Source organism: Planomonospora antibiotica (genome assembly GCF_014647955.1).
Classification (GTDB): Bacteria; Actinomycetota; Actinomycetes; order Streptosporangiales; family Streptosporangiaceae; genus Planomonospora; species Planomonospora parontospora.
In genome coordinates, this window is the sequence record NZ_BMQE01000007.1 from 41066 (window position 1) to 62285 (window position 21220).

General features: G+C 73.7%; 17 protein-coding genes and 1 pseudogene. 4 read left to right on the top strand and 14 right to left on the bottom strand.

Annotated elements, in window-relative coordinates; all coding sequences use genetic code 11:
- Window positions 1-57: 57 nt before the first annotated feature.
- Window positions 58-1572, bottom strand: coding sequence for a hypothetical protein (locus IEZ06_RS08730; protein ID WP_189236172.1), 1515 nt, complete (start codon window positions 1570-1572; stop codon window positions 58-60).
- A gap of 435 nt (window positions 1573-2007) precedes the next feature.
- Between IEZ06_RS08730 and IEZ06_RS08735 the strand changes: the two genes are divergently transcribed.
- The gene (locus IEZ06_RS08735) at window positions 2008-2865 is read left to right on the top strand and encodes a class I SAM-dependent methyltransferase (protein ID WP_203871863.1); all 858 of its coding nucleotides are present in this window, start codon (window positions 2008-2010) and stop codon (window positions 2863-2865) included.
- A 79-nt stretch (window positions 2866-2944) separates the two neighbouring features.
- Here the strand turns inward: IEZ06_RS08735 and IEZ06_RS08740 are convergent, their stop codons facing one another.
- Window positions 2945-4564, bottom strand: coding sequence for an amidohydrolase (locus IEZ06_RS08740; RefSeq protein ID WP_189236173.1), 1620 nt, complete (start codon window positions 4562-4564; stop codon window positions 2945-2947).
- A 45-nt stretch (window positions 4565-4609) separates the two neighbouring features.
- Window positions 4610-6010 (bottom strand): NAD(P)/FAD-dependent oxidoreductase, encoded by a 1401-nt coding sequence (locus tag IEZ06_RS08745; protein WP_189236174.1) that lies wholly within the window; start codon window positions 6008-6010, stop codon window positions 4610-4612.
- Between the two features lie 168 nt (window positions 6011-6178).
- Here IEZ06_RS08745 and IEZ06_RS08750 point away from each other — a divergent pair, with 168 nt between their 5' ends.
- Complete coding sequence (locus tag IEZ06_RS08750) at window positions 6179-7213, top strand: GNAT family N-acetyltransferase (protein ID WP_189236175.1); 1035 nt, start codon at window positions 6179-6181, stop codon at window positions 7211-7213.
- 310 nt (window positions 7214-7523) lie between these two features.
- Here IEZ06_RS08750 and IEZ06_RS08755 read toward each other — a convergent pair.
- A pseudogene (locus IEZ06_RS08755) lies at window positions 7524-7964 on the bottom strand (Clp protease N-terminal domain-containing protein); the annotation flags it as partial.
- 142 nt (window positions 7965-8106) lie between these two features.
- Entirely contained in the window at window positions 8107-8703 is a 597-nt protein-coding gene (locus tag IEZ06_RS08760) for a TIGR03086 family metal-binding protein (RefSeq protein ID WP_189236177.1), read from the bottom strand.
- 287 nt (window positions 8704-8990) lie between these two features.
- On the opposite strand from IEZ06_RS08760, the gene add reads away from it, so the two are divergent.
- Window positions 8991-10001, top strand: coding sequence for an adenosine deaminase (gene add / locus IEZ06_RS08765; RefSeq protein WP_189236178.1), 1011 nt, complete (start codon window positions 8991-8993; stop codon window positions 9999-10001).
- 123 nt (window positions 10002-10124) lie between these two features.
- On the opposite strand, the gene IEZ06_RS08770 is transcribed toward add, so the two are convergent.
- Window positions 10125-10532: a nuclear transport factor 2 family protein gene (locus IEZ06_RS08770; protein ID WP_189236179.1), complete on the bottom strand. Its 408-nt coding sequence runs from the start codon at window positions 10530-10532 to the stop codon at window positions 10125-10127.
- Between the two features lie 61 nt (window positions 10533-10593).
- Between IEZ06_RS08770 and IEZ06_RS08775 the strand changes: the two genes are divergently transcribed.
- Window positions 10594-11190, top strand: coding sequence for a TetR/AcrR family transcriptional regulator (locus IEZ06_RS08775; RefSeq protein WP_189236180.1), 597 nt, complete (start codon window positions 10594-10596; stop codon window positions 11188-11190).
- 63 nt (window positions 11191-11253) lie between these two features.
- Here the strand turns inward: IEZ06_RS08775 and IEZ06_RS08780 are convergent, their stop codons facing one another.
- The 8 genes from IEZ06_RS08780 to tkt form a co-directional block, all read right to left on the bottom strand.
- Entirely contained in the window at window positions 11254-11727 is a 474-nt protein-coding gene (locus tag IEZ06_RS08780; protein WP_189236181.1) for a gamma-glutamylcyclotransferase family protein, read from the bottom strand.
- A gap of 56 nt (window positions 11728-11783) precedes the next feature.
- Entirely contained in the window at window positions 11784-12665 is an 882-nt protein-coding gene (locus tag IEZ06_RS08785) for an alpha/beta fold hydrolase (RefSeq protein WP_189236182.1), read from the bottom strand.
- Between the two features lie 53 nt (window positions 12666-12718).
- Entirely contained in the window at window positions 12719-13495 is a 777-nt protein-coding gene (gene pgl, locus IEZ06_RS08790) for a 6-phosphogluconolactonase (RefSeq protein ID WP_189236183.1), read from the bottom strand.
- Between the two features lie 133 nt (window positions 13496-13628).
- Window positions 13629-14543, bottom strand: a complete 915-nt coding sequence (locus IEZ06_RS08795; RefSeq protein WP_189236184.1) for a glucose-6-phosphate dehydrogenase assembly protein OpcA — start codon at window positions 14541-14543, stop codon at window positions 13629-13631.
- Window position 14544: 1 nt separating this feature from the next.
- On the bottom strand, window positions 14545-16152 hold the full coding sequence (gene zwf / locus IEZ06_RS08800) for a glucose-6-phosphate dehydrogenase (protein WP_229797897.1): 1608 nt from the start codon (window positions 16150-16152) through the stop codon (window positions 14545-14547).
- Window positions 16153-17778, bottom strand: a complete 1626-nt coding sequence (locus tag IEZ06_RS08805) for a phosphoglucose isomerase-related protein (RefSeq protein WP_189236185.1) — start codon at window positions 17776-17778, stop codon at window positions 16153-16155.
- 5 nt (window positions 17779-17783) lie between these two features.
- Window positions 17784-18887, bottom strand: a complete 1104-nt coding sequence (tal, locus tag IEZ06_RS08810; protein ID WP_068899175.1) for a transaldolase — start codon at window positions 18885-18887, stop codon at window positions 17784-17786.
- 2 nt (window positions 18888-18889) lie between these two features.
- Window positions 18890-20923 carry a transketolase gene (tkt, locus tag IEZ06_RS08815; RefSeq protein WP_229797910.1) on the bottom strand — a complete coding sequence of 678 codons (2034 nt, stop codon included), beginning with the start codon at window positions 20921-20923 and terminating at the stop codon, window positions 18890-18892.
- Window positions 20924-21220 lie beyond the last annotated feature (297 nt).

Genomic DNA, 21220 nt, shown 5'->3' on the forward strand with positions numbered 1-21220 from the left:
CCGGCTGACGGCCCGGTCCCCGCCGTCCGGGGGGGTCACGGTCGCTTCCGGTGCGCGTCAGGAACCGGCCAGCCGCCCGGACACACCGCGGATCGCGTTCTGCAGCCCGGCGTCGCCCGGCACCTCCTGGACGAAGTACCACCAGAAGCCGCCGCCCAGGCTCCACTCGTAACCGAGCGCGGCCGCGTAGTAGTGCCCGGCCAGCGCCCGCCGGGCCGCCGCGGTGTCGGCGGCGTCGAACGCCCAGTACGCCTTGGTGGTGTCCGCGCTCCAGTAGCCGAGCTCGCCGAGCGCGACCTTCTGCCCCGGGAACTCGGCGTGCAGGGCGTTCATCACCTGGTCGAAAGCGAGCCCCAGCGGTGCGTCCTCGGCGTAGACCGAGAGCGCCACCACGTCGACGTCCTCGCGGACCGAGGCGGGCAGGTTCTCCCGGGCCCAGGTGAAGACGGACCAGCGGGCGGCGTCGGTGCCCAGCTGCCAGTAGAGCGTCACGACGACCTTCGCCTGCGGCCGGGCCTCGCGCACGTAGGCGGCCGCGTCGGCGATCTTGTTCGTGATCCGGTCGTCGTCCGCGACGGGCCGCTGGCCCCGGCAGCCGCCGTCCACCCAGCAGCCGTTGACCTCGTTGCCCACCTCCCACGCCTCGATCTCCGGGTAGGCGTCGACGTAGGCCTTCATCCGGGCCAGGTAGGCGGCGCGGGTGTTCTCCCGGGCGAAGGCCGAGTCCAGCGGCTGGCCGAGCACCTTCAGCCCGGCGGCGCGGGCGGCCTGCACCGCGGCCCGGTAGTGCTCGGGGTCGCCGCGGTCCTCGTCCGGCTCGAAGACGATCCGCACCCAGCCGTCCGGCCCGGTCAGCCAGCGCGCCAGTCCGGGCCGCCCCCGGTGCCCGGCGACCTCGGTCACGGTCAGGCCGGTCCAGGTCTCGGCGCCGCGCGCCGCCGCGGAGGCGGGGCCGTACTCGCTGAGCATCAGGTCGTTCGCGGTGTGCAGGGCGTCCAGCGCGCGCTGGCCGTACCGGCCCCGCTCGGCGTCGGAGGCGGCGGCGCGGGCGCGGTCCAGCTCGGCGGTGGCCGCGGCGTAGGCGCGCTCGAACTCCGCCGAGCGACGGTAGCCGCTCCGTACGGCCAGCGCCGCGTCGAGCCTGCGCCGGGCGTCCAGCGCCGCCTGGAGGTTGAAGACGACGGTCCCGCGGCCGGTGAAGCCGGTCCCGCCGTTGTCCACGACCACGGTGGAGTAGCCGCGCGAGGTCGGCCAGTTGACGGCGAAGGCCACCGCCCGGTCCGGGACGTCGAACCGCCAGCGGCCGGGCGGGCCCCCGGCGTACAGCGGCCACTCCCGCACGACCTCGAGGGTCGCCGGGTCGAGCAGCGCGTCGCTGTCGGAGCCGCCGCTGCCGTGCATGACCTTCTTGACGGCCTCGCCGGTCAGCTCGGTGCCCTTCCCGGCCGCGTCGTAGAACTTCAGGACGACGGCGTCGTCACCGGTGCGGGTGAACACGACGGCCCCCACGATGAGGAGGAGCAGGACGGCGAGGAGCGAGCGCGGCCCGAACCGCCGCACGCCCGCGACCACGCCGCGTACGGGTCCCGGCCGAAGGTCTCCGCCTGAACGCCGCGGGAGGCCGGGCCGTGCGCGTCCGCCCGCGCGACGGCGGTGCCGGGGCGCGCGGGAGGTCTCCGCGGCCTGCTCCCGGCGGGCGGCGGAATGCGGAGAGCGGTGTTCGCGCATGCACTTCTGTTTCGAGGGTCGACGGTTCCGGGTGCATGCTATGCGCCGCCGGCAGGAGGGAACTCCCGTGGGATCGCGCCGCGGAGCAGGGACGGGACGTCGTGCGGCGCCCTCGGGGAGGCTGCACGGCGGAGCCGTACGGAATGAACGAGGAACCGCGTGATCGATTACTGATGCATCCGATATGCAAAAGTTATTTATATATGTTATGATTGGAGAGATAAATCTATTTCTTGTTTAGCATTGTCGTTCCCCGCGCTGAGAGAGGAACGACGGTTCATGTACGCAGCACAGCCGAGCCAGACCGCGATCATGGCGGCGGCGGCCCGCGCGGCCCACCTCGTGGTGGACCGGGAGCCCTTCATCTTCCACGACACCGCGGCCGCGTCCCTGCTCGGCCCGCTCGCCGAGGAGATCATCGGCTACCACCGGGTGCACGGCGACCATCTCATCCTGGCGGGCACCCGCGCCCAGGTGACGGCGCGCAGCCACTACACCGAACGCCGCCTGGCCGAGCTGGCCCGCGGCGGCCTGGAGCAGTACGTCGTGCTCGGTGCCGGCCTCGACACCTTCGCCCACCGCTCCGGGCCGACCGTCCGGGTCGAGGTCTTCGAGGTGGACCATCCCGCCACGCAGCAGTGGAAGCGGGGTCTGCTCGCGGCCGCGGGGATCGACCGTCCGGAGGGAACGTTCGTGCCGGTGGACTTCGAGACCGGCGATCTGACGACCGCTCTGACCTCCGCGGGCTTCGACCCGTCCAGGCCGGCCCTGGTGAGCTGGCTGGGGGTGTCCATGTACCTCACCCGGGACGCGGTCGAGGCCACGCTGGCCGCCGTCGGCCGCTTCGCCCCCGGCACGGAGCTGGTCATGGAGTACGCCCTGCCCCCGACCCTGCGCGACGAGCGGGGCGGCGCCTACGCGGACTTCGCCCTCCCCGCCGCCGCCGAGCGCGGCGAGCCCTGGCTGTCCTTCTTCGCCCCCGGCGACCTGTCGGCCCTGCTGGAGCGGCACGGTCTCGCAACGGCCGGGCACGTACGGCAGGCCGACAGCGTCGGCGCCGCACTCTGGCGCCGCTCCGACGCCCTGCGTCCCGCCGACCTGTGCCGCCTGGTCCGGGCGACCGTACCCGCCCGCTGAGCCCCCGGCGTCCCCCGGCCGGCCGCGGCGCGGGCCGACGGACGCCGGAGTGCCGGACGCCGGAGTGCCGGGCCGCGGGTCAGTGCACCTGCTCGCCGCCGACGAAGGTCATGGCGGCCCTCGTACGCCAGATGTCCTCCTGCGCTCCGGCGAACGGGTCGCGGTCCAGCACCACGAGGTCGGCGCGGTTGCCGGCCGCGATCGTGCCCGCGTCGTCGTCGTGGTTGATCCACGCCGACCCGGCCGTGTAGGCGGTCAGCACGGTGGCCAGGTCGATCGCCTGCCCCGGCAGGAACGGCGTCTGCGCCGTCGGGTAGTCCGCGTGCACCGAGCCGCCCGGCTCGGTGCGGTTGACCGCCACGTGCATGCCCTGGAGCGGGTCGGCGTTGGAGACGGGCCAGTCGCTGCCCGCGCAGAAGCGGGTGCCCGCGCGCAGCAGGTCGGCGAAGGGGTACTGCCAGGACGAGCGCTCCTCGCCCAGGAACGGGATGGTCAGCTCGTCCATCTGCGCGTGGTGGGTGGCCCACAGCGGCTGCAGGTTGGCCGTGACGCCGAGCCGGGCGAAACGCGGCACGTCGGCCGGGGTGACGATCTGCAGGTGCGCGATGTGGTGCCGCCGCTCGAGCCGGGTGACCGGGTCGGTGCCCTCCAGCGCGTCCAGCGCCTCGCGCACGGCCCGCTCGCCGATCGCGTGGAAGTGCACCTGGAAGCCGTGCCGGTCCAGCTCGGCGACGTACCCCTTCAGCGCCTCGGGGTCGACGTAGGACAGGCCCGTCCCGCCGCAGCGGCAGTAGGGCTCGATCACCGCGGCGGTGAAGTTCTCGGTGATGCCGTCCTGCATGATCTTCACCGAGCCGGCCCGGAACGTCTCCAGGCCCTCGGCGGCCTTGCGGCGCTCCAGCAGCCCGTCGATCTGCTCGGCGCCGCGCGCCCGGTCCCACCAGAGCGCGCCGGTCACCCGGGCCTTGAGCCTCCCGGAGGACGCGGCGGAGACGTAGGTGGGCAGCTGGTCGTCCGAACCGGCGTAGGAGCCGACGATGGCGTCCTGCCAGCCGGTGATCCCCAGGGAGAACAGGTGGGACTGGGCGTCCAGCAGCGCCTCCAGCAGGTCCTGCCCGGTCGGGCGCGGGGCGAGCAGGCCCACCAGGTCCATCGCGCCCTCGTGCAGCACGCCGCTCGGCGCGCCGTCGGCGTCGCGCTCGATCCGGCCGTCGGCCGGGTCGGGGGTGTCGCGGGTGATCCCGGCGATCTCCAGGGCCCGGCCGTTCACCCAGGCGGCGTGGTGGTCGCGCTGGATCAGGTAGACGGGCCGGTCGAGGAAGTCGAGCTGCGAGCGGTGCGGCAGGCCGCCGGGGAAGGCCGACATGTCCCAGCCGCCGCCGTCGATCCACTCCCGGTCCGGGTGGGCCGCGGCGTAGCCGGCGACCTTCTCCAGGTACTCCGGCAGCCCGTAGACCGCCGACAGGTCGCACCTGGCCCGCTCCAGCCCGGCCTGGACCGGGTGCATGTGGGCGTCGGTGATCCCCGGGACCAGCAGGCCGCCGCCCAGGTCGACGGTCTCGCAGCGGGGGGCGGCCAGCCGCGCCAGCTCGGCCTCGGCGCCGACGGCGGCGATCCGCCCGTCGCGGACCAGTACGGCCTCGGCGAAGGAGCCGGCGGCCAGGAAGGCGCGCCCGCCCCGGAAGAGCAGGTCCGTCATACGTTGATCCTCTCTGGATCCGCGGTCGTCGTGTCAGCGGTCGTGTCAGCGGCCGGTGATGGAGTCGGCCAGCCGGGCCAGCACGGAGGTGCGGCCGAGCCCGGCCCGCTCCCGCGCGTCGGCCCGGCGGTACAGGTCGTACATGGCGTGCACCCCGATCCAGCGCAGCGGTTCGATCTCCCAGCTTCGCACCCTGCGGTCCACCCAGGGCAGGGAGACCAGCTCGGTCTCCTCGCGCAGGACCAGATCGCGCAGGGTACGGCCGGCGAGGTTGGCCGCCGACACCCCGTGGCCGGTGTAGCCGCCCGCCCAGCCGATCCCGGTGGCGTGGTCCACGTGCACGGTCGCGCACCAGTCGCGCGGCACGCCCAGCACCCCCGACCAGGTGTGGGCCACGCGCGAGGCCCGCACCGCGGGGAACATCTGCGTCAGCAGCTCCCACAGGGCCTCGACCGTCCAGGCGTGCGTGCGCCCCCGGTCGTCCACCCGCGAGCCGTACAGGTACGGCTTGCCGCGACCGCCGAACGCGATCCGCCCGTCGGCGGTCCGCTGCGCGTACATGTAGTAGTGGGCCAGGTCGCCGAGGAGCTCGCAGCCCTCCCAGCCGATCTCGTCCCACAACCCGCCCAGCGGCTCGGTGACGATCATCGAGCTGTTCATCGGCAGCCAGGCCCGGTGGTACTGCCGCATCTCCGCGGTGAACCCCTCGGTGGCCCGGATGACGTAGTCGGCGCGGACCGTCCCGTACGGCGTGCGCGCCGTACGCGGCGCGATCCCGGTCACCGGGGTGCGCTCGAAGACCTCCACCCCGAGTCCCCGGACGGTCTCCGCCAGGCCGCGGACCAGTCTGGCCGGCTGGACCCTGGCGCAGTGCGGGCTCCAGACCGCGCCGACCGCCCCGCTGACCCGCAGGCGGCGCTCCCGCTCGTCCGGCTCCAGCGGCCGCAGGTCGTCCTCGGTCCAGCCCCAGTGGCGCGCGTGGGCGACCAGCTCGTGCAGGCGCCGTTCCTGGGCCGCGTTGGTGGCGACGGTGGTGACGCCGCCCTTGACGACGTCGGCGTCGATCCGCTCGTCCCGGGCCACGGCGACGACCTCGTCGACCGTCTCGAACATCACCCGCTGGAAGCGCCGGGCCGCGTCCTCCCCGTGCGTGCGCGCGTAACGCTCGGGGGTCCCGGCCAGCTCGCCGACCAGCCAGCCGCCGTTGCGCCCGGACGCGCCGTACCCGGCGAACTCCTTCTCCAGCACGACGACGCGCAGGGCCGGGTCGGCCTTCTTCAGGTAGTACGCGGTCCACAACCCGGTGTAGCCGCCGCCGACGATCACCACATCGGCGTCGCGGTCGCCCTCGAGGGGCGTCCCCGCCTCGGGGACGCCGAGGGAGCGGAACCAGAAAGAGACGTCACCGTTGATGAAGTCATCCGAAAGAGGGACACGCGTGCTCATGGCCCAATATCCTGCTATATCCGTTAGTCGGGCCGCGCGTTCCGACGGAAACCGTTGCGCAACCGCGTCATGAGTGATCTTTGTCGACGTAACGGGCACCTCATCCGCGCGTAGCAGCGCTGTAACAGGACTCCGTCAGGCTCGGTGCCAGACGGAGGGAGCGTTCCGATGGGGTTCTTGCGGATTCGTACGACGGTGGACGAGCGGCCGGGACGGCTGGCGTCGCTGGCCGCCGCGCTCGCGGAGAAGGGCGGCAACATCCTCGGCCTGAGCGTCCACCCCGACGCCGACGGCACGGTGGACGAGTTCGTCGCCGAGATCCCCGCGGCCCCCGAGGCCGTGCGGGAGGCGCTGGAGGCGGCCGGCGGGCGGCGGGTCCAGGTCGTGCCCGCAGGAGCCCACGAGCTGACCGACGAGCCCACCCGGGCCCTACTGCTCGCCTCCCGGCTGCGGACCACGCCCTGGCGCCTGCCGGAGCTGCTCAAGGAGCTGCTGCGCGCCGACGACGCCCGCTGGGTCTACGGTTCCGATATGAGCGACCTGCCCGATCCGACCCTCCTCACCCTGCCCGTGGCCGACCGCCGGGCGATCCGGGTGCGCCGCGGCGACCTGCCGTTCACGCTGACCGAGGCCGCCCGCGCCGCCTCGTTCGTCCGGCTGGCCCAGCCTCCGGCAGAGGAGACCGGCCCGGCCGAGCGGTCCGTCAGACTGGCCGACGGCACCGAGACCGAGATCCGGCCGCTCACCCCCGTCTACCGTGAGGCCGTGCGCGACCTGCACGACCGCTGCTCGCCGGAGAGCCGCCGCTTCCGCTACTTCACCGCGATGCCCGCGCTGCCCGAGCGCGTCTTCGACCGGCTCTGCGACCGGGAGCGCGGGCACTCGATCGTCGCCGGGCGCGACGGGCAGGTGGTCGCGCTGGCCAGCCTGGTGTTCACCCCCGATCCGGGGACCGCCGAGCTGGCCTTCCTGGTCGAGGACCGCTGGCAGGGCAGGGGACTGGGCGCCGCCCTGGCCCGGATGCTCGTCGCGGAGGCCCGCGACCTGGGCTTCGCCGAGGTGAAGGCGACGCTGCTCTCCGACAACGTGCGGATGCGCAGGCTCCTGGTCTCGCTCGGCGCGACCCTCGGCTACACCGACGACCCCGGCGTGGTGGAAGCCAGGCTGGGGATCGGCGTGATGGCGACGGCGTCCCCGAGCTGAACCCATCACCCGGTCCCTCTGGTCCGAAGGGAGCTCAGGGCCCTTCGGACCAGGGGGATCACCCCTCCCGCCCGGCGGCCCCGGCCCCGGGCGGCTCCGCCGCGGACCGTGCCGCCGTGTCATCCGGTGCCGCCGTGTCGTCCGCCGTGTCGTCCGCCGCCTGCGGGCCGTCTGCCGCCTGCGGGGCGCCCAGGGCGTCCAGGCGGCGCTCGATCCGGTCCAGGCTCTCCTGGATCCGGTCCAGCTTCCCGCCCAGCGACGGCCCCAGCCCGGTGAGCACCTCCTCGGCGGTGACCAACCGGCCCCGGTCGCCGCCCCGGCCGTCGAGCACCGCGACCACATGGGCGCGCACGGCCTCCAGCCGCGCCCCCCGCTTGGTCAGCACCTGCGCCGCGAGCCCCTCGCCCTCGCGGATCAGGCCGAGCAGGATGTGCTCGGTGCCGATGTAGGTGTGGCGCAGGTCGAGCGCCTCCCGCAGCGACAGCTCCAGCACCTTCTTGGCGCGGGGAGTGAACGGGACGTGCCCGGACGGCGGGGCCGAACCCTGGCCGATGATCTTCTCGATGTCGCTGCGGACCTGCTCCAGGCCGATGCCGAAGGACTGCAGCGCGCGGGCCGCGACGCCGTCCTCCTCCCCGAGCAGGCCGAGCAGGACGTGCTCGGTGCCGATGTGGTCGTGGCTGAGCCGCCGGGCCTCCTCCTGGGCCAGGACCACGACGCGGCGGGCACGGTCGGTGAAGCGCTCGAACACGGAGGGCCTCCGATGGGGGAGTCGAGTTGCTCTTGACCCCACTATGCGCCAGGCCCTCCGGTCAGCGGGAGGACATATCTCCACAGATCTCCGGCGGACTCCGCGAGCCGGTCCAGGGCCCCCGAAGCCGCGCCGGCCGTCCTCAGGGGGTCCAGTGCGGGTCGCGGCCCAGGTGGCGCAGCAGGGCCGCGACCTCGTCGTCGCCGGGCTCGGGGGCCAGCGCGGCGGCGTAGGCGAAGCCGCGCACCGGCTCGGCGGTCTCCCGTGCCACCACCAGCAGCTCCCGCGCCAGCTGCGGGGTGAGCGGGGACGGCCGGCCGGTGGCGATCGCGATGTCCCAGGCGTGCACGGCCGCGTCGAGCGCGCACGCGCCCGCGCCCAGCCAGGGCGCCATCTTGTTCGGCGGCATCGGCACGGGCACCTCGGCGGCGTCCCTGTCGACCGCCGCCCACGCCTTGGCCGAGCGCTCCATGGCGGCCTCCACGTGGGCCAGCGGCTCGCCGCTCAGTGAGCCGGACGGCGCGAAGGGGTTCTCCTCCGGGCCGGGCTCTCCGGTCAGGAAGGCGGCGTAGGCGACCTGGTCGCCCGCGGCGTGCTGGATCACCTGGGTGACGTTCCAGTCGGTGCAGGGGGTGGGCAGCTCCAGGGCGTCGGCGGGGAGGCCGGCCACGACCGTGCGGAGGGCGTCGTGCGAGGCGTCGAGCAGAATCCAGCCGGAGTTCATCTCATGTCCTTTCATCCCCTTCAGCATATCGGAATGGAACGCTTTATTCCACTATTGGAGTGGAGGGGCGGAAGGCCGGACCCGGCGAGTCGGCAGGGGTGACGCTACGGAGCGAGGTCCGTCCCGATGTCGGAGCGGAAGTGCCGGTGCAGGCCCTCCGGCGGCAGGCGCTCGGCACCGTCTCGCCGCCCTCCGCGCGGCGGGCGACCGCCGGATCGGCAAGCGATAGAATTTGACATTCTCATGTGAGATTGACGTCCGATCTCTACCCGGCGCCGTCCCGGGTGCCTAAGGTCTGCCGCATGACGATCCACGACTTCATCGACGCGCTGCCCAAGGCCGAGCTCCACGTCCACCTCGTCGGCTCGGCCTCGGTGCCCACGGTCCTCGAACTGTCCCGCCGCCACCCCGGCGGCGGGGTGCCGACCACCGAGGAGGAACTGCGGGCGTTCTACCGGTTCCGGGACTTCGGCGAGTTCGCCGTCGCCTACCAGGCGGTCAACGCCCTGGTCCGCGAGCCCGAGGACGTGGCCACCCTGGTGACGGGCCTGGCCCGGGACCTGGCCGCGCAGAACGGGCGCTACGCGGAGGTGACCGTCACGCCGTACGCCCACCACGTCGTCGGGATGCCGGCCGGGGAGGTCACCGAGGCGCTGGACCTCGCCGCCCGGCGGTCCCTGGACGAGCACGGCGTCCGGGTCGGCTACATCTTCGACATCCCCGGCGAGTACGGCGCCGAGGCCGCCCGGGTCACCCTGGACCACGCCCTGCAGGAACCTCCCCAGGCATTGGTAGCTTTCGGCCTGGCCGGGATCGAGCAGGAGAGGGTCCACCACCGCGACGCCTTCCGGGACGCCTTCCGTGCGGCCACGGCCGCAGGTCTGCGCAGCGTGCCGCACGCGGGGGAGATGACCGGCCCCGAGACGATCTGGGAGGCCGTCGACCACCTCGGCGCCGAACGGATCGGGCACGGCATCTCCTGCCTGGACGACCCCCGCCTCGTCGACCGGCTGCGGGACGAGCGGATCTGGCTGGACGTCTGCCCCACCTCCAACGTCCGCACCGGCCAGGTCGCCCGGATCGAGGACCACCCGCTCCCGCGCCTGCTGGCCGAGGGCCTGTCCGTCACGCTGGGCAGCGACGACCCGCCGATGTTCGCCACCACGCTGACGAACGAGTACCGCGTCGCCGCCGACGTCTTCGGCCTCGACCGCCCGGCCCTGGCGGCCCTGGCCCGCAACGCCGTCACCGCCTCCTGCCTCGACCCCGCGGCCAAGCGCTCCCTGGCCGCCGAGATCGACGCCCTGCTCTGAGGGGCGCCTGGCGGGACGCTCCCCGCCGCGCGTCCGGCACCCGGCCTCCGGCCTCACCGATGGACCTCCGGGCCTGCCGGGGCGCTGCGGGCCTGGTCGGCTCCACGATGCGACCGGCGCCGGTCAGGCGCCGAGTGCGGACAGGACGGCTTGCAGGTCCCAGTAGGCGCGCAGCGAGACGATCCGCCCGTCGCCGCCCACCCGGTAGACGAAGACTCCGTCGTAGCCGGCGGAGGCGCCGGTGGGGAAGCGGGCGGAGACCGAGGCCACGACCGCCGCCTCGTCGCCCGCCGGATGCACCGCGGCGATCTCGAAGCGCACCTCGTTGGCGGCGACGGTGAGCTCCCAGAAGCGTTCGAGGGCGGCCGTCCCCCGCAGCCCGGTGCCGTCGGGGTCCAGCGGGGAGCCGCCGACCGGGTCGTGGAGCACGGCGTCCGGCGCGTAGCAGGCGAGCCAGGCGTCCCGGTCGCCGGCGCCGACCGCGCCCATCGCGGTGAGCGCGGCGGCGACCGCCGGGTGGGTGGTGTGCATCGGGTGCCTCCTCGGGAGCCCTGGAGCTTGACGCGTGTCAAGCTAGAGCTATGCTTGACATGTGTCAAGCACGCGATCGCGCATCCTGGAGACCGCCCGGCGGCTCATCACCGAGCAGGGCCCACGCGTCTCGATGGCCGAAGTGGCCCGCGCGGCCGGGATCTCCCGGCAGGCGCTCTACCTCCACTTCGGCTCCCGGGCGAGCCTGCTCGTGGCCGTCGTGCGGGACATGGACGAACGCGACGGGATCCGCGCGCGCTGCGCGAAGGCGCTGACCGGGGAGGAGCCGGTGGAGGCGTTCCGCGCGTTCCTGCGCGTCTGGCTGGGCTACGCGGCGACGATCCATCCGGTGGCCTCGGTGCTGCTGGCCTCCCGCCGCGACGACCCCGACGCCGACGCGGCCTGGAACGACCGGATGGGCGAGCTTCACGAGGGGTTCCTCGTCGCCGCCCGCCGACTGGAGGCCGCCGGGCGGCTGCGGCCCGGCCTGGCCCCGGACGTCGCCGCCGACCTGGCGTGGGCGATGACCTCGGTCCCCGTCTGGGAGCAGCTGACGGCCGACCGGGGCAGGCGCGCCGACGACGTCGAGGAGCACCTGGCCGGCGCCGTGACCGCCGCTCTCACCGGCGACCCGCCGCCGGAGGCCGCCCGCGCGTGAGCGCCGCCCATGTCCGGGGAGCCGTCCATGCCTGAGCGCCGCCCGGTCCGGTACCGTCCGGTGTTATCCGGTTCGCCCGTCCTCGGTCGCCCAGCCGGTGCACTCGCCCAAGTAGGCGCTCAGGTGCTCGGCCGCGAAGCGGCCGGCGTCCCAGTCCTCGGCGGACGCCGCCGACGGATCGGCGCTGATGTAGGCCCAGCCCCCGCGCCCGTCCGTCAGCACGACCGGCCGCAGGTCGTACAGCGGGCCCTCGTACTCGTCCAGGACGCGCCAATCGCCGGCGGTCAGGCCGGTGAGCAGCAGCCCGCGCGCCGTACCCGCTCCGGCGGGCACGAGCACCGGGTAGACGTGGCCCGGCAGGCGGGCGGCCCGCCACCCCGCGACGGCCGCCGGAGCGCTCTGCGGCACCCGGCCGAGCAGCGCCCGCAGCACCTCGGGGAACATCAGCGTCCCGTAGACGAACAGCGCCCGCTCCTCCGCCGGTCCCGCACGGTCCGGGACCGCCCGCCGTACGGCTCCCGCGCCGTCCACGCCCATCCTGCCTCCCCGCGTCCGCCGCCGACCGGCATCATAGGTCCCGTCCCCGCACCCGCTCAGGCGCCGGCGGCGCCTCGGAGCAGGGAGCGGAGGATCTCCGCCGAGTGGGTCCACAGCAGCGAGCCGCCCGCCCCGGAGACGACGTGGCGGCGGGCGGCGGGGATGCGGCGGGCCAGGGTGGCGCCGAGGTCGGGGGAGTGGACCGGGCTGGTGTCGTGCGGGCCGTACCACAGGTCGACCGGGACGGTGACGTCCGCGGGGTCGAACGGCCAGCGGCCCGAGGCCAGGACGGTGTCGCGGGCGTATCCGGCGGGCCCCTGGGAGAACGCCTCGGCCATGGCCCGGCGGTAGGCCTGCTCGAACGGCGGCTGCAGGTAGACCTCGCGGTCGACGGCGGAGGCGCCCGCGATGGCGATCTGCCACATCGTCTCGGGGTCGCCGAAACCGGCGAAGGAGGCCTCCGCGGCGGCGGGGTCACCCGCCACGGCCTCCACCATGCCCCGGACCTGGGGGATCAGCGCGTCGGCGAACCCGGGCGCGGCCAGCTCGTCCGTGCCGGAGACGATCGCCGCGGACGTGGCGAGGCCCGCCGCCGCGCACGCCAGGGCGAAGGGCGCGCCCTGCGAGTAGCCGACGACCGCCAGACCGTCCAGCCTGCGGTCCACGGCGAGGTGGCGCACGTCGTCCGCCCAGTCCTCCAGCGTCCGGCCGGGCGCGGGATCGGAGGCGCCGAGGCCGGGGCGGTCCGCCGAGACGAGGCGGACCCCGAGCTCGTCCAGGACGTCCGCGCCGAATCCCAGCCACCGGCTCGTGGCCGCTCCCGGGCAGAGCAGCACCGGTGCCCCGCCCGTCGGTCCCCATTCGGCCCAGCCCAGCGACCGGCCGTCGGGAAGCTCGGTCCGCCCCAGCCGCTCCGGCTCCGCGATGCTCACGTTCATGACGGAAATGATGCCTAAATCACCAGATAGTGCGCATCCGAATTTCCGTCCCCTCAGGGAGAGGAGATCCGGCTCAGGGAGGCGGGGATCTTCGACGCGGAGGCGCGGTCCAGCAGGAACAGGGTGCGTCGCCGCCCCCGCGCGCCGGCCGCCGGGACCTGCACCGGTCCGGAGTCGTCCGACAGCGCCAGCCGTACGGCCCCCGCCTTGTCCGCGCCCGCCGCGACCACCCACACCTCGCGCGCGGCCTGGATGACCGGCATGGTCAGCGAGATCCGGGTGGGCGGCGGCTTGGGGGAGCCGTGCACGGCGACCGCCGGCCGGGTATCGTACAGCGCGGGCATGCCGGGAAACAGCGACGCCACGTGGGAGTCCGGGCCCATGCCCAGCAGCAGCACGTCGAAGGAGGGCGCCGGGCCGTGGTCCTCGTGCCGGGCGGCGCGGCTCAGCTCCTCGGCGTAGGCGTCCGCCGACTCCTCGGCGGTCATGCCGGAGTCGGGGCCGCGCATCACGTGCACGCGCGCCGGGTCGACGTCGACGTGGTCCAGCAGCGCCGTGCGGGCGCCGGTCTCGTTGCGGTCGGGGTCGCCGGAGGGCAGGAAGCGCTCGTCGCCCCACCAGACGTCCAGGTTGCGCCAGTCGACGGCGTCGCGGGCCGGGCTGGCGGCGATCTCGGCCAGGGTGGCGATGCCCACGGTGCCGCCGGTCAGGACCAGGGAGGCCGAGCCCTTGGCCGACTGCGCGTCGACCAGGCGGGTGATCACCCGGGCGGCGACGGCCTTGGCCAGCATGTCGGCGTCGCGGTGGACGACGACGTTGGGAACACTCACAGCGCGCTCTCTCTGATTCGGGGAATCGGAAGACCCAGGAGGGTCTCGGAGGACCGGGAAGGCCCGGGAGGCCCCGGGCCGGAACACCCCGGCGGGGGAGCGCCCCGCGGCCGGTCCGCGGGGCGCCCTCCCGTCAGGAGGACTTGCTCGTGCGGGCGACCCGCCGGACCGCGGCCTCGTAGACCTCGTCCGGGTCCAGGCGGCGCAGCTCCTCGGCGAGCAGCTCCGCCGTCGGACGCCGGGTCAGGGCCACCTGGCGGTCCGGCTGCCCCGGGCGGGACAGCGTGGCCAGCCGCGCGTCGGAGCGGGTGATGACGATGTCGCCCTCGGCGGTGGTCAGCCTGACCGTGGTCAGGCCGGGGCCGCCGGACTCCGCCACCTTCACCGGGACGCCCAGCCGCTCACCGAGCCAGGCGGCCAGCAGCGGGGCGCTGGAGTGGTCGGGCGAGGCCTCCACCACGCCCTTCCTGACCTTGCCCACCGGCTGGTCGAACGCGGCGGCCAGCAGGCTCCGCCAGGGAGTCAGCCGGGTCCACGCCAGGTCGGTGTCGCCCGGCACGTAGCTCCGGGCCCGGCTCGCGATCGCCCGCACCGACGGCGTCGCCGCACGGGCGTCGACGATCCGGCGCTGGGCGAGCGCCCCCACCGGGTCCTCGGCCGGGACCTCCGGGGACGCCTTCGGCCACCAGGCGACCACCGGGGTGTCGGTGAGCAGCAGGGGGCTGACCACCGAGTCGGCGTGCCGGGTCAGCTCGCCGTACAGCCGGAGCAGTATCACCTCGCCCGGCGTGCTCTCCCCGACCCGCAGCTCCGCGTCCAGCCGGTTCGGCTCGGTCTCGTCGCGGGTGATGACGACCAGGATCCGCGAGGGGTGCTCGCGGGCGGCCTCGGTCGCGGCGCGCACCGCGTCGTACTGGCTGCCCTCGTCGCAGACCACCACCAGGGTCAGCACCATGCCGACCGCCGGGCTGCCCAGCTGGTGGCGGAGGTGGGTGAGCTGGGAGGAGATCTTCGACGCGGTCGTGTCGGTGAGCATGAAGCTCGTCATCTCAGAGTCTCCTCCAGACGCGCCCGTCGCGGGCCATCATCTCGTCGGCCGAGGCCGGGCCCCAGCTGCCCGCCGGGTAGTCCTCCGGCGGCCCCTGCGAGGCCCAGAACTCCTCGATCGGGTCGAGGATCTTCCACGACAGCTCCACCTCGCGCTGGTGCGGGAAGAGCGGCGGGTCGCCGATCAGCACGTCCAGCAGCAGCCGCTCGTAGGCCTCGGGGGAGGACTCCATGAACGACTCGCCGTAGGCGAAGTCCATCGAGACGTCCCGGACCTCCATCGCGGTGCCCGGCACCTTGGAGCCGAACCGCACCGTGATGCCCTCGTCCGGCTGGACCCGGATGACCAGGGCGTTGTGCCCCAGGATCTCGGTGTCGTCCTTGCTGAACGGCAGGTGCGGCGCCTTCTGGAACACCACGGCGACCTCGGTCGTCCGGCGGCCCAGCCGCTTGCCGGTGCGCAGGTAGAACGGGACCCCCGCCCAGCGGCGGTTGGCGATCTCCAGCTTGATCGCGGCGTAGGTCTCGGTGATCGAGTCGGCGGGGATGCCCTCCTCCTCGGTGTAGCCGACGACCGGCTGACCGCCCTGCCAGCCCGCGGCGTACCGCCCGCGGGCGGTGGACAGCGACAGGTCCTGCGGGAGCTGCACCGCCTTGAGCACCTTCTCCTTCTCCCGGCGCAGCGAGTCGGCGTCGAAGGAGGTCGGGTCCTCCATCGCGACCAGCGCCAGCAGCTGGAGCAGGTGGTTCTGGATCACGTCGCGGGCCGCGCCGATGCCGTCGTAGTAACCCGCCCGGCCGCCGATGCCGATGTCCTCGGCCATCGTGATCTGGACGTGGTCGACGTACCCGCGGTTCCAGATCGGCTCGAACAGGTTGTTGGCGAAGCGCAGCGCCATGACGTTCTGGACGGTCTCCTTGCCCAGGTAGTGGTCGATGCGGAACACCGAGCTCTCCGGGAAGACCGCGCTGGTGATCGCGTTGAGCTCGTGGGCGCTCTTCAGGTCGTGCCCGAACGGCTTCTCGATGACCACCCGGCGCCAGGCCCCGGCGGGACCGTGCGCCAGGTCGGTCCGCTTGAGCTGCTGGACCACGACCGGGAAGAACCTCGGCGGCACCGACAGGTAGAACCCGTAGTTGCCGCCGGTGCCCCGGGTCTCGTCGATCTCCTTGAGCATCATCGCCAGCGCGTCGAACGCGCCGTCGTCGGTGAACTCGCCGGGGCAGAAGAAGATGCCCTCCGACAGCTGCTTCCAGACCTCCTCGCGGAACGGCGTGCGCGCGTGCTGCTTGACCGCGTCGTACGTCAGCTTCGCGAAGTCCTGGTCGGCCCAGTCGCGGCGGGCGAAACCGACCAGGGAGAAGCCCGGGGGCAGCAGCCCCCGGTTCGCCAGGTCGTAGATCGCCGGGAGCAGTTTCTTGCGCGCCAGGTCGCCCGTCACGCCGAACAGGACCAGCACGCACGGCCCCGCCACGCGCGGCAGGCGCTTGTCGCGGGGGTCGCGCAGCGGGTTGGCCGCCACGACCTCCTCGGTGGTGCCGGTGACCGCGGCCGCCGAGGCGGCGGCCACGGACTCCTCGGGGCTGCCCACCTGCTCCTGCTGGGTCATTCAGACCTCCCGCGCTGCCGCGAGCAGGCGCGCGACCCCGGCCGCGCGGTCGGTCAGGTGCAGCCGCACGGTCGGGCGGGCCCGGCCGGTCAGCGCGTCCTGGTCGCCCAGAGCCTGCGCCATCTGGAGCCGGCCCAGGGTGTACGGCTTGCCCGGCACCTCCAGGTCGGCCTCGACCGCCCCGGTGATCTGCAGGAACACGCCGTTCTGCGGGCCGCCCTTGTGGTACTGGCCGGTGGAGTGCAGGAACCGGGGCCCCCACCCGAAGGTGACGGGCCGGTCGGTCCGCACGGCGAGCAGGCCGCGCAGCGTGGCCGGGTCGGCCGCGCTCCACGCGTCGGTCATGGCCTCGAACGAGGCGTCCTCGGCCACGGGGGCGTCGAAGGCCGCCTCCCGGTCGAGGTAGGCCATGACCGCCAGGTAGCCGTCGTCGTCCGGGATGTCCTGCAGCAGCCGGGTGAACACCTCGGACAGGTCCTTGGCGTCCTCCAGGCCCTCGCCGTACACCTCGACGGGGCCGTCGACCAGCGCCGGCGCGCCGGCCGGCAGCTCGCCGGCCGCCAGCAGCCGGTTGGTGTTCTCCTTGGACTCGGTCACGTTCGGCTGGTTGAACGGGTCGATGCCGAGGACCCGGCCGGCGACCGCGGTGGCGTACTCCCAGACCAGGAACTGCGCGCCCAGCGGGCCGGCGACGGTCACCGAGCCGTCGGAGTCGATCCCGGCGACCAGCTCGTCGCCTGCGTCGGTCGGGTCGGCGCCGACGACCGGCAGGATGCCCTTGCCGGACTTGCCGGTGGACTCGGCGACCAGCTGCTCGATCCAGTCGGGCAGGCTGTTGATCTCCGACATGCTGTCCTCGAGGACCAGCTTGTCGCGCCCGGCCAGCGCGGCGGCGCCCAGGGCGGCGCCGAGCTCCAGGCCGGGGTTGCCCTGGGCCTGCGCGAGCAGCGGCTGCACCGCGGCGGCGTCGTCGAGCAGCTTCAGCACGTCGGCCCCGGCCAGCGCGCTGGGCACCAGGCCGAACGCCGACAGGGCGCTGTAGCGCCCGCCCACGTTGGGGTCGGCGAGGATGACCGGGTAGCCCGCCTCGATGGCGGCCTGCTCCAGCGGCGAGCCCGGGTCGGTGACCACGACGATCCGCTCGGCCGGGTCGATCCCGGCGTCGCGGAAGGCCTGCTCGTAGATCCGGCGGTGGCTGTCGGTCTCGACCGTGCCGCCGCTCTTGCTGGCCACCACCACGATGGTGCGCTCCAGCCGGTCGGCCAGGGCGCGGCGGACCTGGGCCGGGTCGGTGGTGTCGAGCACCGTCAGCGGCACGTCGGCGGTGGCGCAGATGACCTCGGGGGCGAGCGAGGAGCCGCCCATGCCGGCCAGGACCACGTGGTCCAGGCTCTGCGCCCGGGCCCGCTCGACCAGGATGCCGATCTCGGGGAGCAGCTCCCTGCTGGTGAGGGGGAGGGTGAGCCAGCCCAGCCGGACGGCCGCCTCGGCCCGGGCCTCCTCGCCCCACAGGGCGGCGTCGCCCGCGGCCAGGCGCTCGTGCACCCCGTCGGCGACGAGCGCCCTGACCGTCTCGGCGGCCTGCTCGGCCAGGCGGTCCTCGTTGAACGTCACGGAGACTGCCATGGGGTTCACGCCTTCCGCAGCTCGGCGGTGACGGTGGCCAGGAGCTCGTTCCAGGAGGCCTCGAACTTCTCCACGCCCTCCTCCTCCAGCACCCGCACGACGTCGTCGTAGTCGATGCCGGCCTCCTTGAGCGCGGCCATGGTGTTCCAGGCCTGCTCGTAGAAGGGGCGGATCGTGTCGCCGGTGATCCGGCCGTGGTCGGCGGCGGCGTCGAGGGTCTTCTCCGGCAGGGTGTTGACCGTCCCGGCGGTGACCAGCTCGTCGACGTAGAGGGTGTCGGGGTAGCTCGGGTCCTTGGTGCCGGTGGAGGCCCACAGCGGACGCTGGGGACGCGCCCCGGCGGCCTGCAGCGCCTGCCAGCGCGGCGAGTTCATGACCTCCTCGAAGGCGGCGAAGGCCAGGCGGGCGTTGGCGACCGCCGCCTTGCCCTTGAGCGCCTTCGCCTCGGGGGTGCCGGCCGCCTCCAGGCGCTTGTCGATCTCGGTGTCGACGCGGCTGACGAAGAAGGAGGCCACGGACTCGATGCCGGCGAGGTTCAGCCCGGCGGCCTTGGCCTGCTCCAGACCGGTCAGCCAGGCGTCCATCACGGCGCGGTAGCGCTCCAGGGAGAAGATCAGCGTGACGTTGACGCTGATGCCCTCCGCGATGGCCTGGGTGATCGCGGGCAGGCCCTCGAGCGTCGCCGGGATCTTGATGAACAGGTTGGGCCGGTCGACCATCCACCACAGCGCGCGCGCCTCGGCGATCGTCTTGTCGGTGCTCCTGGCCAGGCGCGGGTCCACCTCGATGGAGACCCGGCCGTCCACGCCGCCGGTGACGTCGTAGACCGGGCGCAGCACGTCGGCGGCCCAGCGGATGTCGTAGGTGGTGATGGCGCGCACCGCCTCCTCCACGTCCACGCCGCGCACGGCCAGGTCGTGCAGCTGCGTGTCGTAGGCGTCGCCCTTGCTCAGCGCCGAGGCGAAGATCGTCGGGTTGGAGGTGACGCCGACCACGCCCTTGTCCCGGATGAGGGACTCCAGGTTGCCGGTGCGCAGGCGCTCGCGGCTGATGTCGTCCAGCCAGATGGAAACGCCGTGGCCGGAGAGGCTCTTCAGGATCTCGCTCATGATCAGTTTCCCGTCGTCTCGCCCTTGTCGGCCCCGGTCTTCGCGAGGCTTCCCTTCGCTGCGGCCACCACGCGCTCGGCGGTCAGGCCGAACTGCTGGAAGAGGGTGCGGTAGGGGGCCGACGCGCCGAAGTGCTCCAGGCTCACCACTACCCCGTCGTCTCCGACGAACTCCCGCCAGCCCAGCGCGATGCCCGCCTCCACGGCGACGCGCGCGCGCACCGACGGCGGCAGCACGGTCTGCCGGTAGGCGGCGTCCTGGGCGTGGAACCACTCGACGCACGGCATCGACACGACCCGCGTCGGCACGCCCTCGGCCTCCAGGACCTTGCGCGCCTCGACGGCCAGCTCGACCTCCGAGCCGGTGGCGATCAGGATCACCCGGGGCTGGCCGTCGGAGGCGTCCTGCAGGACGTAGCCGCCCTTGGCGACCTTGCAGGAGTCCGCGGTGCCCTCGTAGACCGGCAGGTTCTGCCGGGTCAGCGCCAGCGCGGCCGGGCGGTCGGTGTGCTCCAGCACGACCCGCCACGCGGCGGCCGTCTCGTTGGCGTCCGCCGGGCGGACCACGTCCAGGCCCGGGATCGCGCGCAGCGCCCACAGGTGCTCGACCGGCTGGTGGGTCGGGCCGTCCTCGCCCAGGCCGATGGAGTCGTGCGTCCACACGTAGGTGACCGGCAGCTTCATCAGCGCCGCGAGCCGTACGGCGGGGCGCATGTAGTCGCTGAAGACCAGGAACGTGCCGCCGTAGGGGCGGGTGCCGCCGTGCAGCGCGATGCCGTTGAGGATCGCGCCCATGCCGTGCTCGCGGATGCCGAAGTGCAGCGTCCGGCCGTAGGGGCCGCCCGGGAAGGCCTTGGTCTGGTGCTCCTCGGGGATGAAGGACGGCTCGCCCTTCATCGTGGTGTTGTTGGACTCGGCCAGGTCGGCCGAGCCGCCCCACAGCTCGGGCAGGACCGGCGCGAGCGCGCTGAGCACCTCGCCGGAGGCCTTGCGGGTGGCCACCGAGGAGCCGGTCTCGAAGGCCGGCAGCGCCTTGTACCAGCCGTCCGGGAGCTCCTTGCGGGACATCCGGTCGAACAGCTCGGCGCGCTCGGGGGAGGACTCCCGCCAGGAGGCGTAGGCCTTGTCCCACCCGGCGCGGGCGGCGCGGCCGCGCTGGACGACCCGCCGGGCGTGCTCCAGCACCTCGGCCGGGACGTCGAAGGACTTCTCCGGGTCCATGCCCATGATCTTCTTGGTCGCGGCGATCTCCTCGTCGCCGAGCGCCGCGCCGTGGATCTTGCCGGTGTTCTGCTTGTTGGGCGCGGGCCAGCCGATGATGGTCCGCAGCCGGATGAAGGACGGCTTGTCGGTGACGGCGCGGGCCGCCTCCAGCGCGTCGTACAGCTCCTGGACGTCCTCGACGTAGTCGCCCGTCCGGGTCCAGTCGACGGTCTGCACGTGCCAGCCGTACGCCTCGTAGCGCGCCAGGACGTCCTCGCTCAGCGCGATCTGGGTGTCGTCCTCGATGGAGATGTGGTTGCTGTCGAAGACGACGACCAGGTTGCCCAGCTTCTGGTGGCCGGCCAGCGCGCTGACCTCGTGGCTGATGCCCTCCTCGATGTCGCCCTCGGAGGCGAAGCACCAGACCATGTGGTCGAACGGCGAGGCGCCCGGCGCGGTGTCCGGGTCGAACAGGCCGCGCTCGCGGCGGGCGGCCATCGCCATGCCGACCGCGTTGCCGATGCCCTGGCCGAGCGGGCCGGTGGTGGTCTCCACACCGGCGGTGTGGCCGTGCTCGGGGTGGCCCGGGGTCAGGCTCTCCCACTGGCGCAGCATCTCCAGGTCGTGCAGGGTGAGCCCGTAACCCGACAGGTAGAGCTGGATGTACAGGGTCAGGCTGGAGTGGCCGCAGGACAGCACGAAGCGGTCCCGGCCGACCCACGCCGGGTCGGAGGGGTCGTGTCGCATCACGTGCTGGAAAAGCAGGTATGCGGCGGGGGCCAGGCTCATCGCGGTGCCGGGGTGGCCCGACCCCGCCTTCTCTACCGCGTCCATCGCCAGGGCCCGGACGACGTCGACCGCACGGCGGTCCAGGTCGCTCCATTCGAGGGCTGGCACGAGTTCGCTGCTCAAGTGCTCGATCTCCGGATCTAGTCGTGTTGGTGGCGCCGGTTGGCATTTCCCGCCCACAACGGACCCTAACGGTTCGACCTTGCTACCGTGGCGTAGGCCCAGCCGGAGCGCGGTCGCGGGAGTCGTGAGCGGCACCGGTGACCTACCCAGCGGAAGGGCTCCCATCGCGGCTCCCCGGCGGGCTTCGCACCCCCGTGCCGGGACCACCCCCTCCTGCAA